This window comes from Syntrophorhabdaceae bacterium, from assembly GCA_028713955.1.
In the GTDB taxonomy this organism is placed as follows: Bacteria; Desulfobacterota; Syntrophorhabdia; order Syntrophorhabdales; family Syntrophorhabdaceae; genus UBA5609.
The window spans coordinates 1-11,714 of sequence record JAQTNJ010000092.1; the positions used below are offsets into that span (position 1 = coordinate 1).

Below are 11,714 nucleotides of genomic sequence, written 5' to 3' on the forward strand. Positions count from 1 at the left end.
GTATGGTATTCACAAGGCTATCGCAGACAGGACTATGGGTCTTATCAGCAGAATTGGCGGAGCTGAGAAAGAGGTCATTATGACAGGCGGGGTTGCAAAGAATATCGGTGTCGTGAAGGCCCTTGAAGCCGCGCTGAATATGCCCTTGAAGATCCACGTTGAACCCCAGATCGTAGGCGCACTGGGTGCAGCAACACTTGCTCTCGAAAAGGTTTCATAAAAAAATAAATGTACTCAAAAAAGGCCGGCATTTCGCCGGCCTTTTTCTTTCCCCTTAATCTTATCTTTTTTATGCGTTCGTTTCCTGTAGATTCCTGTTTAGCTTTACAAGCCGCAACTGGTTGAAGAAAACCGGGATAAAGGCCATAATTGAAATAATATCCGTTATGATCCCCGGCTCAATCAGGAGTAAAGCCGTGATAAAGAGCAGGGGTCTTTCCCATTTCGACAAAGGAGCAAACAACCATCCGATCGTCGAGCAGGCAAGGAATATGGTACCCACTAACGCGGTCGCGCTTACCCAGACAATCTGGAAGACATTTCCCTGCATCAGAAGTGCCGGGCTGAAAACAAACATATATGGCACGATAAAGGCGGCAAGCCCTATTCTGCACGCAGTCCATCCTGTCTTCATCGGATCGCTCTTTGCAATGCCGGCACCGGCATAAGCAGCAAGTGCAACCGGTGGTGTAATGGCGGAAATAATAGCAAAATAGAAGACAAACAGGTGAGCACCCAGGACATTGATCCCGAGATTTGTAAGGGCAGGTACAGCAAGAATCGCACAAATGATGTAAGCTGCAGTAGTTGGCAGACCCATCCCGAGGATAAGGGACGATATCATGGTGAAAAACAACGTGAGGTAGATATTGCCATGTGCAAGTGCAATAATAGCTCCGGAGAATTTCAGACCGAGACCGGTAAGGGTCACCACACCCACGACGATACCTGCTGCCGCACAGGCTGCAACCACACTTAACGCTCCCTTTGCGCCCATTTCCAACGCTTTGATCAATCCCTTCAGGTTCAATCTTGTGCTTTTCTTAATTGAGCTCAATATGATAGATGCGATGATGGCCCAGAAGGCTGCGAAGGAAGGGGATGTCAGTTTAACGGCAAGAAAGTAGATAAGCACCAGCGCTGATATAGCAAGATACCCCTGGCTTTTCAGGGTACCCCAGAAGGGCGGCACCTCGTCACCCCGCAACCCCCTGAGATTTATCCTCCGTGCCTCGACATGAACCGCGGTGAATAACCCCATATAGTACAGAAGACTGGGGATGACCGCTGCAAGACAGATCGTCAGATAGCTTACCCCCGTCATCTCTGAGATGACAAATGCAGCGGCGCCCATAACAGGGGGCATCAACTGCCCCCCACTGGATGCAACCGCTTCAACCGATGCTGCAAAATGGGGTGCATACCCCGTCCGCTTCATTAAGGGTATTGTATATGTTCCAGTTCCGACAACATTCGCAACGGCGCTTCCCGAGATAGTTCCAAAAAAGGCGCTCGATATAACCGCCACCTTTGCCGGGCCTCCCTTCGTCTTCCCCGCGATCGAATTGGCAATGTTTATGAAGAAATCACCTGTCTTCGTGGCCTCAAGGAATGCCCCGAAGATGACAAAGAGAATAACAAAGGTTGCTGAAACACCGATGGGTACGCCATAGATCCCCTCAAGGGTTGTGTACATATGTGCCGTTATACGTTCTATGTCGTACCCTCTGTGAGCTATGGCCTCAGGAAGATATGGCCCGAAATAGGCATACAGCAGAAATAACACGGACACAATAACAAGGGCAAGTCCGATCACCCGTCTCGTCATTTCGAGTACAAGAAGGATCGTAAGGGCACCGAATACAATGTCCCAGGTACCGGGCATCCCTGCCCTGTCAATAATGGCATCCATGTTGAGAATAATGTAAAGACCGCTCGCCAGGCTTAGTATTGAAAGGATGATCTCAAGGACCCCCACCTTCTTCCCCTTGATAACCGGGAATGTGAGGAAGGCAATAACAAAACCAAGCGTAAGGTGTATAACCCTCTGGGACCACGGATCGAGGCTCCCCACGGCGCCGGTATAAAGATGAAAGAGCGACATGAAAACAGCAAAAACAATAGCAATAATAGAAAGAACCTTAGGCATCGTTAGCTACCTCTCTCGGGTTTTCAATCACCCCCGTCATCCTTCCCTGCTACTTAATAACCCCTATCTCCTTATAATACTTCAATGCCCCCGGATGGACCGGGATAGGGCTTTTCGTTGCCGAGGCTTTAGCTGTTGTAAATTCTGCTATTTTGTGTGTATCAACGAGCATCTTCTTGTTTTCGAAGATTGCCTTTGTGATCTTGTATACGAGATCATCCGGCAGATCCTTGTTGCAAACCACAGAGTTCCAGACCGCTATTGTGAGGACGTCTTCGGTCTGCCCCTTGTACGTATTCTTCGGTATTACCCACTCCGAGTAATACGGATATGCCTTTTCGACCTTCGTTACCTCTTCCTTGCTAAAGGGAATGAAACGGATATCATGTGTCGTTGCAAGGTCAATGATTGAAGATGTCGGTGGAGCAACAGACCAGATACCCACATCGATTATACCATCCTTCATCTGTGTAGCATTTTCAGCAAAGGAAAGGCGGTAGACCTTGAAATCGGCGTATTTGATGCCGATTACCGGCAGGACTAAGTTTGTTTTATATTCTGTACCACTGCCGGGTGCACCGACAGATACCTTTTTCCCCTTGATATCTGTAAGTTTGGTGATCGGGTATTTTTTCAATGTAACAACATGGTAGAGGTTCGGATACATCTGTATGACGGTTCTGAGGGAGTCGATCTTCTTTCCTGTGAACTTGCCTTCGCCGGCATATGCCTGATATACGGTATCATTCATGGCAAGACCAAAGGTGGCATCCATTTTCCCAATAAGTCTCACATTTTCCACAGAGGCGCCGGTGACTTCTGCAGTTGCATTGACATTCGGTACCTTTTTGTTGATGATCTCAGCGAGAGTTCCACCGTAAGGATAATATACCCCTCCGGTACCGCCAGTGGCTATGGTTAATCTCTGTTTCTGCTGTGCGTCAGCATGCTGAATCCCGAGAAAGACAATTGCCAACGTTACTAAAAGAACCAATGCTTTTCTCATTGCGAACCTCCTCTTTTTTTGTTTCAATACTATCTAATAAACAATATTGTTGTCAAACAAATTGTAACAATATGTTACGGGTTTCACTTGTTTTCAGAATAGTGTACAATCTTTAAAAATCAACAGGCTAAAATACTTATGGAGACGGGTTTTTTGCAATTTGATAATTAATAAAGAATCGGTAAATTTTCTAATATTGAACTCTTTGTCATTAACGGCAAGACTGAAGTGCCTTACGGCGCTATTATAGAACCGGATCTCTTTCCATGACCGTGGTTGAATTCCTTCCGTGATCCCATAATATTCCTTAACCCCGTATGAATCTGTCTTTACTTCCGCGAGGCAGAAGTTAAGTCCCTCCACCCGCAGAACCTCTTCAACCTTTGCATCGTAGATTGAATTGATGTGCGACAACATGATAGTATCCCCATCGTGGACCATTTTGACTAATCTCGCGACACCGTCGACTGTTGTAATAGTTATGACCTTAACCGGAATGAATCCACCGGAAACGATGAAAAATAGCAAAATGATAATAATATACGATTTAGCGGTTCTGTTCATTGGAGAGTTTGAACATTATAATATAGGGTAAGGGACACTGGCAAGCGTGAAGAAGGCGGGGTATACGGTTCTTAGTTGATTTATTTCTTGTGAAAAATAGAACTTGACCCTCAAATATAGTTAATGATAGAAGATAATTGATCTTTAAAAAAAGGAGTATACAAGATGAGTAAATATCCGGAGATTGGAGATAAACTGATGACGCTTGATGAGGCGGTCAAAAGATTCATCAGGGATGGCAGTCAGATTGCCATCGGAGGGTTTACCGTTGTGAGAAATCCCATGGCAATCGCCTACGAGATCGTGAGACAGGGCATAAAGGACATACATCTCGTATGCCATTCCCACGGGCAGGCGCTCGATGTCCTCATCGGCGCCGGTTGCGTGAAACGGCTGGAGATAGCGTACGGCGGCAACGGGAGGTACGCGCCTACCTGTATCAGGTTCAAAAAGGCGATCCAGAGGGGTGAGATCCAGTTTGAGGACTATTCCAACTATCAGATGAGTTTGAGGTTTCTCGCAGGCGCCCTCGGTATCCCTTTCATCCCTACAAAGTCGGGGCTTGGTTCAGACCTGCTGAAATATGAAGGATTTCCGAAAGAACTGAGAGGACAGAGAAAGGTTGCATCAAAGAAATTTTCTCTCATGCAGAACCCCTTTAATGGAGAGGATGACCGGGTTGTGCTCCTTCCTGCACTAAATCCGGACGTTGCCCTTATTCACGCCCAGTATGTAGGGGAAGACGGCACGGTAAGAGTAAAAGGGCTTACCTTTGCCGATATCGAACAGGCAAAATCAGCCGATATCGTCATCGTGACCTGCGAAGAGATCGTGCCGCGCTCGTTCATCAGGCTCGACCCTGACCAGAATACCCTTCCTCCATTTTTTATCGATGCCATTGTGAAAGTCCCTTACGGTGCCCATCCGACGGGATGTTACGCGTTCTATGATTACGACCCGAAACACCTGAACCTTTATAAAAAGGTCGCTGAAGATGACAGGCTTTTCAGGGAGTACCTTGAAGAATGGGTATATGGTGTTTCATCCTATGATGAGTATCTTGGCAAGGTCGGTGTAGAAAACCTGCTCAAGATAAAGGCAAACCCTGTGCTGGGATACGCAGCAGGTTTGGACAGGAAATAAGGGAGGTTTCAGAATGGCGAACTATACTGATAACGAAATGATGGCAATCAGCGCAGGAAGGTTCATTAAAGACGGCGACATTGTTTTTGCCGGCACAGGCGTATCAATGCTTGCGGCTACGGCAGCAAAGAGGATATATGCACCGAAGGCGGTTGTCTTTTTCGAGACAGGCGGTATTGACCCGTCCCTTGAAGAGATACCGATGGCTGTTTCAGATCTCAGGGTCATGTACGGAACGTGTTTAAATTCAGGCCTCATTGAGGCATTCTCTATAGTGGGTCACAGGAAGCTCCATACCATAGCATTCCTCGGCGCAGCCCAGATCGATAAATACGGAAATCTCAATACAACGGTAATCGGTGACTACTGGAGGCCAAAGACGAGATTCTCGGGAAGCGGCGGGGCATGTGATGTCTCCTCCTTTGCATCAGGGGTTATCACATTCATGCAACACGAGAAGCGGCGGTTCGTCGAGAAACTTGACTACCTGACCAGCGTGGGATGGTATCAGGGCGGAGACTCGCGTAAGAACCTCGGCCTCCAGAGAGGCGGGGCCCTTGCCGTTGTCACCAATCTCTGCGTCATGAAGTTTGACGACACTACAAAGGAGATGTACCTTGCAGAGTATTATCCCGGCATCGCCATCGATACAATTGTTGAGAATACAGGCTTCCCGATCGATGTTTCACGCGCCCGCGAAGCAGAACCGCCATCGGCAGAAGACCTGCGGATCCTGAGGGAAGAGGTAGACCCGCAAAGACTGATACTGTAAAGGCGGTATATCGTATATAGTAGATCGTATATCGTAAACTGCAAGGACATAATAAACGATTCCGACTGATCCGGGAACCGACGATATACTATGTACTATATACGATATACGGTTTACGGTTTATATCCCGTGAGCCGGATGAAGTTCTTATAGAGCAGCAGTTCCTTGTCCTCGCGTGAGACGGGAAGGGCGAGGACCTTGGAGAGCTCGCTTCTCATAGAGCCGAAGGGAACATCAGAACCGAAAAGTACCCTTTCAGGACCGACCGTTTTTACAAACTCGTAGATCATATCCTGTGAAGCAAGGGCCGTATCAAAACAGATGGTCTTTTTGTCTTTGAAACTCTGTAGAAAATCTCCCGGATACCCTCCGAGCAGGCCGAGATGGGGGATGATGAGCGGCAGCCCTTCGAACATATCGACGAAGCGTTCTGTAAACGCGAGCTCCTCTTCGAAGATAACGGGCTTGCCAATCTTTCGTATCTTTTCAACAAGACCGGGCAGATCCTTATCATTGAGCACTTTGTAGTCCGATGCGGAATCCTGCCATCCCCTCATCCAGTGCCACTTTCCTCCGTAGTACGGCGCAGGGATCGGATCGAAACCTGCCTCGTCATAATTTTCACGGATGTAATGGTAGGGGATGAAGTCCGCAATCTTTTTTGATTCATTCAGGAGCCGCACATTGATCTCATTATTCGCAATCGCAGTTGAAGGGAAGGGCATGATGACAACATGCGTGATGCCCGTATCTTCCTGCTGACGCTGTAATTCCCCGGTAGTCACATCTGTGCCGAGCGTGACGGAAGGGCCCCAGTGCGTATGGCTATCTATGATAATATCGAAATCCATCGTTGCAGATGAATATCATAAGTGGTGTATCCCTGTAAAGAACAGTATATCGTATATCGTATATCGTTATATCAATATGGGGGGGGGACATGAATAAAATTAAAAGTTTTAAAGATTTGAGGGTGTGGCAGAAAGGGATAGAGATCGTTATCGATGCTTATGCACTGACGAAAAAATTTCCTAAAGAAGAATTATATAGTTTAACAACACAGATAAAGCGATCAGCGGTCTCAATACCGTCTAATATCGCGGAAGGTTTTAAAAGATTTCACATTAAAGAAAATAAACAGTTCCTTTATATCGCGCTGGCATCACTTGCGGAGCTTGAAACACAGTTCATCATCGCAAAAGAGCTTAGTTTTACCAGTGAAGCTGAGCTTGCAAATATCTCCGAAAAAATAGAACATGCATCGAAAATGCTATCTTCATTGCTAAAGAGACTAAGCTAATAACATGGGTTACATAAGTCACGATATACGATATACTATATACGATATACTTATTTTATCATGTTGAATGAGTTGAAGACACCCTTTGTTACCGTTGACATCATCATCCGCTACCATGGCGGGATCGTGATGATCGAGCGGAAGAATCCTCCTCCAGGATGGGCAATCCCGGGAGGTTTTGTAGACATCGGCGAGTCTCTCGAAGATGCCGCAGTCCGTGAGGCAAAAGAAGAGACCTCCCTCGACGTGACGCTTGTCGAACAGTTCCATGCATATTCAAAGCCGGACAGGGACCCGCGTTTTCACACGGTATCTGTGGTTTTTATCGGAGACGGGAAGGGGACGCTCGCGGGCAGGGACGATGCGAGGAAGGCAGAGATCTTTGCTGAAGGTTCACTGCCTGATACAATTGCTTTTGACCATCGCGAGATCATTGCCGATTATTTTCGCTATATCAAAACCGGCAAAAGACCTTGAATTATGTTGTCGGGAAGAGCGCTATTTCAGGTAAATATCCGGTAATCCTGAGATGTTTTTTTTCGCTGCTTGCGGCCGATGACCGACTGCAAGCAGCGATCTGACTATATTTTCTTTTGGCAGGAAGGGGTGTTACCCTTTCAAAACAAGATAAATGGTTCCCCCGTTCCTCTCGACAAGCAGGAGAAGAGAGCCTTTATCTTTTGACTTTGCTATTTCGGTCTTCATATCTTCCACTGTTTTTACCGGTTTGCGGTTAACCTCAAGGATCACATCTCCTCTCTGGATAGAGGCATCCTCTGCCGGACTCCCCGGCCTGACACCGACAACCAATGCCCCGTAATCCTTTTTGATGCCCATCTGGCGTGCCGTTGCGGCATTCATATCCCGGAGCTGCAAACCCCATTTGCCCTGGGAGGTTTCTTCTGCAGGCAGCCCGGGGGTTTCCTCATTCTGGAGTCTTTCTATCTTTACCTGCAGTGACGTTTCTTTCCCGTCGCGTATCACACGAATCGGGACTTCTTTTCCTGCCGGTGTTGAGGCAACGACCGACGGCAGTGCGTGACTATCCTTTATCTCTTTGCCGTTAAAAGACACGACCACATCCCCGCGTTTGACACCTCCTTTTTCGGCCGGACCACCCTTGATCACATCGCTTACCAGTGCGCCTTTAGCCGTTCCGAGGCCGAGGGAGGCGGCAAGCTCAGGTGTAACGTCCTGGATTTGAACACCGAGATAGCCCCGCGTAACCTTTCCTTTTTCAAGCTGAGGAACAAGAGATTTCGCCGTATTCACAGGGATTGCGAATCCGATGCCCTGTCCGTTTGGAATGATGGCCGTGTTTATACCGACTACCTCCCCCCTCATATTGAAAAGGGGACCGCCTGAATTCCCCGGATTGATAGGTGCATCCGTTTGAATAAAATTATCGTAGGGGCCGGCGCCTATCACCCTCCCTTTTGCGCTTACAATCCCCGATGTGACCGTGTTGCTGAGCCCGAAGGGATTTCCGATTGCAAGAACCCACTCACCCACGCGCAACGCATCGGAGTCGCCAAGGGTTGCCGACTTGAAGGGGGGCCGGGCATCCACTTTCAGCACCGCGAGGTCTGTCTTCGGGTCGCGTCCGAGCACCTTTGCCTTGTATTCCCGCTTATCACTCATCGTGACAACAATCTCCTTCGCTCCTTCCACAACGTGGTTGTTTGTAAGGATCTTCCCGTCGTTACCTATGATCACGCCTGATCCTGCACCCTGGGTTTTATACGCCTCAGGCGAACGCTGCATATCACCGAAGAACCGTTTAAACATATCCCCGAAAGGTCCTTCCGGCATCTCTGACCCCCCTGGAAATCCTGTTGTCTCAATCTTGGTCACCTTGATATTTACGACTGTAGGACCAAGATTCTGCGCAAGGTCTGCAAATGATGCCGGGACACCCTGTACTACTGCCGGTGTCGAAGTGGTAAGTGCCTGCGAATTCCCCGTAAGCCTGAATGATGATGCCATAAGGAGACCTGTGAGCAGGAACACGAAGGCTATTCCTGCGAGGGTTGGGAGCCCGAAATGCCTGTCCTTGAAATAGTTTTTAATCCGGTACATCATAGAATGTCCTCCTGTTTTGATTTTCGGGAATATCCCTTTCGGAGACTCAGGGTTTTATGATTCCCTTGCAGATAATAATAATGGAGCAACATTAAGACGAGATTAGAGCAGGATTAGAACTTTTTAATCAAGAACTATGAGCCGCTTTTTTCCCTCACAGGTGTTCCGCTATGCGCCATGCGCTTTGCGCTATGCCTTAGTTCCCTTGCGCCTCACGCCTTACGGGTTTTTCGATATACGATATACGAAATACGATATACGGTCATCAGGCCGGCTGCGAGCGTAATGGGAGAGAGACCCTGAAGATGCTTCCTTTACCGGGTGTGCTTTCGAATTCGAGTTTTCCCCCGTGTGCTTCGGCGATGGACTTCGCAATCGAGAGACCAAGACCCGACCCTCCCTGTCCTGCGGAACGCGCCTCCTGCGACCGGAAGAACCTCTGGAAGACCTTCTCCTGTTCCTCGGGAGGGATACCGATGCCGGTATCCTGAACGCTCAGGATCGCTGTCTCGCCCTTCCGTTCAATTGAAACCTTTACCGCGCCCCCGGGAGGGGTGTATTTTATTCCGTTATCAACAAGGTTGAGGAGGAGGCGTCTCAGATGCACAAGGTCTCCTGTTGTCTCGAGGGGTTCCGTGTTACCCATGACCAGGTTTATTGACCTTTTCCGGGCAAGGGGAGCGGTTTGGTCCAGTACCTCTTCAACAAGACGGACAAGGTCAACGGGCTGCGAATCCATCCTGAGGACCCCGGCATCCGCCCTGGCAAGGAGGAGGAGTTCCTCTACGATACGGGAGATTCGCTCTGTCTCCTCCAGTGCGCTTTTTAATATTGTCGCATACTCTTCCGGGCTTCTCTGCGAACGGAGGGCCACCTCTATCTCGCCCCTGAGAATGGTCAGCGGCGTTTGCAGTTCATGGGAGGCGTCAGCCGTAAACTGGCGCATCTCTGCAAAGGAATCGTACAGGCGGCCAAGCATCTCATTCAGGGTTTCTGCGAGCCTGTCAAGTTCGTCCTGTGTGCCGGCAAGTTCCAGGCGCTCATCCAGTTGCCCTGCGCCGATCTTTCTCGCTGTTTCGGTCATACGGTCCACCGGTTTCAAGGCCCTGCGTGCAAGTATCCACCCGCCTCCTCCTGCAAACAGCAGTGCGACGGGGAGGAGTACGAGAACAATCAGAAGAAAGCGGTACATGGCGCTGTAAAAACCCTTTCTCGACATCCCCACGCGCACAACATTTATAAGCCTTCCGGATTCGGCTACAGGCCATGTGAGGACCCTGACCGGATATGCGCCGGCAAGCGTTATTGTCTCGAAGGTGGCAATACCCTTCAGGGCGTTCTCCTTTGCTTCCTCCGTAAGAGGGTACCCCTTTTGGTCGGAAAAACCTTTTTCATGATTTCCGAACGGGTCGAACCAATCGAAATAGCGCTCGGTCGGCGGAAACCCGAAAAAACGGCGGAATATCTCATCCACATCAGGGGCGGAATACCTCCTCGTATTATCTTTTGCATGTTCGGCAAGGGCCATCGCAACACTTCTGAGCGCCGAATCTGTCTCCTCATAGAGCGTGTACGCTACAAGCAGATAGCTGATGCCTCCGAGGATAAGGAAGCTGACGGCCAAAATGCCGGTGTACCATATGGTGAGCCTGAACCTTATAGAACGTAAACGCATACCTACCCTGTTTTCAGAATGTATCCCACACCCCTTACCGTGTGGATAAGCTTTACGTCGTGACCGGCGTCGATCTTTTTCCGCAGATAATTGACATAGACGTCGATGACGTTTGTCTCTGTGTCAAAATCATAGTTCCATACATGATCGATTATCATCGTCCTGGTCAATACGCGGTCTGCATTCTGCATAAGATATTCAAGAAGAGAAAATTCCTTCAGCGTCAGGGCAATCTCCTGACCCTTTCTTGTAACAATGCGCCGGACAGGATCGAGTACCAGATCGGCGACCCGGATGACCGTTTCATCAGCGTCTCTCTTCCGTCGCAAAAGCGCCCGCACCCTTGCGATGAGCTCTTCAAAGGCAAAAGGCTTTGTGAGATAATCATCCGCCCCTGAATCGAGGCCGAGGACCTTGTCCTCGATGGTGGCCCTTACCGTCAAAAGGAGGACAGGGGTCCTGATCTTCCCATCCCGGAGCTTCTTTAGAATCGTGAGGCCGTCAATCCCGGGAAGGTAGATATCGAGAATGATGAGATCGTACGACCGGTCTGTAGCAAAATTCAGGCCGTCCCTGCCGTTATACACCACATCAACGACATAGCCCTCTTCCAGCAAACCCTTTTTTACAAAGTTTGCAACCTTCTTTTCATCTTCAACAACAAGGATCTTCAACGGCCTTCCCCTTATCTCCTTTCTTCTGATAACACAAGTTTCAGAAAACTTCAACCTTCTGCGTTTTCAGTTGGTATGGTGGGATATTGACAGTCATTCAGCGTGGATTGAAGAGTTGATTAAAGTGTAAAATGAACGTGATGAACTGGTACGCCGAACGCTGAACTCCGAACGCCCAACGTATCTTATTTTTTTATCGGCTCACGCCTTACGGCATTATCTCATCTCCGCCGCTGCATTTTTGATCCGGTCGAGGCCTTTCTGAATGACCTCCATTGAGGTTGCGAAGGAGAGGCGTACGTAGCCTTCTTTCCCGAACTCGATACCGGGAACGACAGCGGTGTGGAAG

The 11,714-nt window shown here is 48.8% G+C and carries 12 protein-coding genes; 5 read left to right on the top strand and 7 right to left on the bottom strand.

Translation table 11 applies throughout. The annotated features are described in order from the left end of the window. Nucleotides 1–220: BadF/BadG/BcrA/BcrD ATPase family protein (locus PHU49_09170; GenBank protein MDD5244173.1), on the top strand; the 220-nt coding region annotated here is incomplete at its 5' end. A gap of 69 nt (nucleotides 221–289) precedes the next feature. Here the strand turns inward: PHU49_09170 and PHU49_09175 are convergent. The 3 genes from PHU49_09175 to PHU49_09185 all read right to left on the bottom strand — a co-directional run bounded on the left by PHU49_09175 (nucleotide 290) and on the right by PHU49_09185 (nucleotide 3,719). Further along, nucleotides 290–2,149, bottom strand: coding sequence for a TRAP transporter permease (locus PHU49_09175; GenBank protein ID MDD5244174.1), 1,860 nt, complete (start codon nucleotides 2,147–2,149; stop codon nucleotides 290–292). A 49-nt stretch (nucleotides 2,150–2,198) separates the two neighbouring features. Next, entirely contained in the window at nucleotides 2,199–3,155 is a 957-nt protein-coding gene (locus tag PHU49_09180; protein MDD5244175.1) for a TAXI family TRAP transporter solute-binding subunit, read from the bottom strand. Nucleotides 3,156–3,248: 93 nt separating this feature from the next. Continuing rightward, nucleotides 3,249–3,719, bottom strand: a complete 471-nt coding sequence (locus PHU49_09185) for a hypothetical protein (protein MDD5244176.1) — start codon at nucleotides 3,717–3,719, stop codon at nucleotides 3,249–3,251. Between the two features lie 165 nt (nucleotides 3,720–3,884). On the opposite strand from PHU49_09185, the gene PHU49_09190 reads away from it, so the two are divergent. Beyond that, nucleotides 3,885–4,862 carry a glutaconate CoA-transferase gene (locus tag PHU49_09190; protein ID MDD5244177.1) on the top strand — a complete coding sequence of 326 codons (978 nt, stop codon included), beginning with the start codon at nucleotides 3,885–3,887 and terminating at the stop codon, nucleotides 4,860–4,862. 13 nt (nucleotides 4,863–4,875) lie between these two features. Beyond that, nucleotides 4,876–5,634 (top strand): CoA-transferase subunit beta, encoded by a 759-nt coding sequence (locus PHU49_09195; GenBank protein MDD5244178.1) that lies wholly within the window; start codon nucleotides 4,876–4,878, stop codon nucleotides 5,632–5,634. A gap of 113 nt (nucleotides 5,635–5,747) precedes the next feature. Here PHU49_09195 and PHU49_09200 read toward each other — a convergent pair whose 3' ends face one another. Continuing rightward, nucleotides 5,748–6,485, bottom strand: a complete 738-nt coding sequence (locus tag PHU49_09200) for an amidohydrolase family protein (GenBank protein MDD5244179.1) — start codon at nucleotides 6,483–6,485, stop codon at nucleotides 5,748–5,750. An 89-nt stretch (nucleotides 6,486–6,574) separates the two neighbouring features. On the opposite strand from PHU49_09200, the gene PHU49_09205 reads away from it, so the two are divergent. Both PHU49_09205 and PHU49_09210 read left to right on the top strand, forming a co-directional pair. After that, on the top strand, nucleotides 6,575–6,934 hold the full coding sequence (locus PHU49_09205; GenBank protein ID MDD5244180.1) for a four helix bundle protein: 360 nt from the start codon (nucleotides 6,575–6,577) through the stop codon (nucleotides 6,932–6,934). Nucleotides 6,935–7,006: 72 nt separating this feature from the next. Next, complete coding sequence (locus PHU49_09210) at nucleotides 7,007–7,411, top strand: NUDIX hydrolase (GenBank protein ID MDD5244181.1); 405 nt, start codon at nucleotides 7,007–7,009, stop codon at nucleotides 7,409–7,411. Between the two features lie 132 nt (nucleotides 7,412–7,543). Here PHU49_09210 and PHU49_09215 read toward each other — a convergent pair whose 3' ends face one another. The 3 genes from PHU49_09215 to PHU49_09225 form a co-directional block, all read right to left on the bottom strand. Next, a complete protein-coding gene (locus PHU49_09215) occupies nucleotides 7,544–9,016 on the bottom strand; it encodes a DegQ family serine endoprotease (protein ID MDD5244182.1) in 1,473 nt (490 codons plus the stop codon). Nucleotides 9,017–9,281: 265 nt separating this feature from the next. Beyond that, entirely contained in the window at nucleotides 9,282–10,691 is a 1,410-nt protein-coding gene (locus PHU49_09220; protein ID MDD5244183.1) for an ATP-binding protein, read from the bottom strand. A gap of 2 nt (nucleotides 10,692–10,693) precedes the next feature. Next, nucleotides 10,694–11,365 (bottom strand): heavy metal response regulator transcription factor, encoded by a 672-nt coding sequence (locus PHU49_09225; protein ID MDD5244184.1) that lies wholly within the window; start codon nucleotides 11,363–11,365, stop codon nucleotides 10,694–10,696. Nucleotides 11,366–11,714: the final 349 nt, after the last annotated feature.

Excerpts from the sequence above, each read along its gene's own strand:
- PHU49_09175 (MDD5244174.1), bottom strand. The coding sequence starts at position 2,149 with ATGCCTAAGGTTCTTTCTATTATTGCTATTGTTTTTGCTGTTTTCATG.
- PHU49_09205 (MDD5244180.1), top strand. The coding sequence starts at position 6,575 with ATGAATAAAATTAAAAGTTTTAAAGATTTGAGGGTGTGGCAGAAAGGG.
- PHU49_09180 (MDD5244175.1), bottom strand. The coding sequence starts at position 3,155 with ATGAGAAAAGCATTGGTTCTTTTAGTAACGTTGGCAATTGTCTTTCTC.
- PHU49_09215 (MDD5244182.1), bottom strand. The coding sequence starts at position 9,016 with ATGATGTACCGGATTAAAAACTATTTCAAGGACAGGCATTTCGGGCTC.
- PHU49_09200 (MDD5244179.1), bottom strand. The coding sequence starts at position 6,485 with ATGGATTTCGATATTATCATAGATAGCCATACGCACTGGGGCCCTTCC.
- PHU49_09185 (MDD5244176.1), bottom strand. The coding sequence starts at position 3,719 with ATGAACAGAACCGCTAAATCGTATATTATTATCATTTTGCTATTTTTC.
- PHU49_09195 (MDD5244178.1), top strand. The coding sequence starts at position 4,876 with ATGGCGAACTATACTGATAACGAAATGATGGCAATCAGCGCAGGAAGG.
- PHU49_09190 (MDD5244177.1), top strand. The coding sequence starts at position 3,885 with ATGAGTAAATATCCGGAGATTGGAGATAAACTGATGACGCTTGATGAG.
- PHU49_09220 (MDD5244183.1), bottom strand. The coding sequence starts at position 10,691 with ATGCGTTTACGTTCTATAAGGTTCAGGCTCACCATATGGTACACCGGC.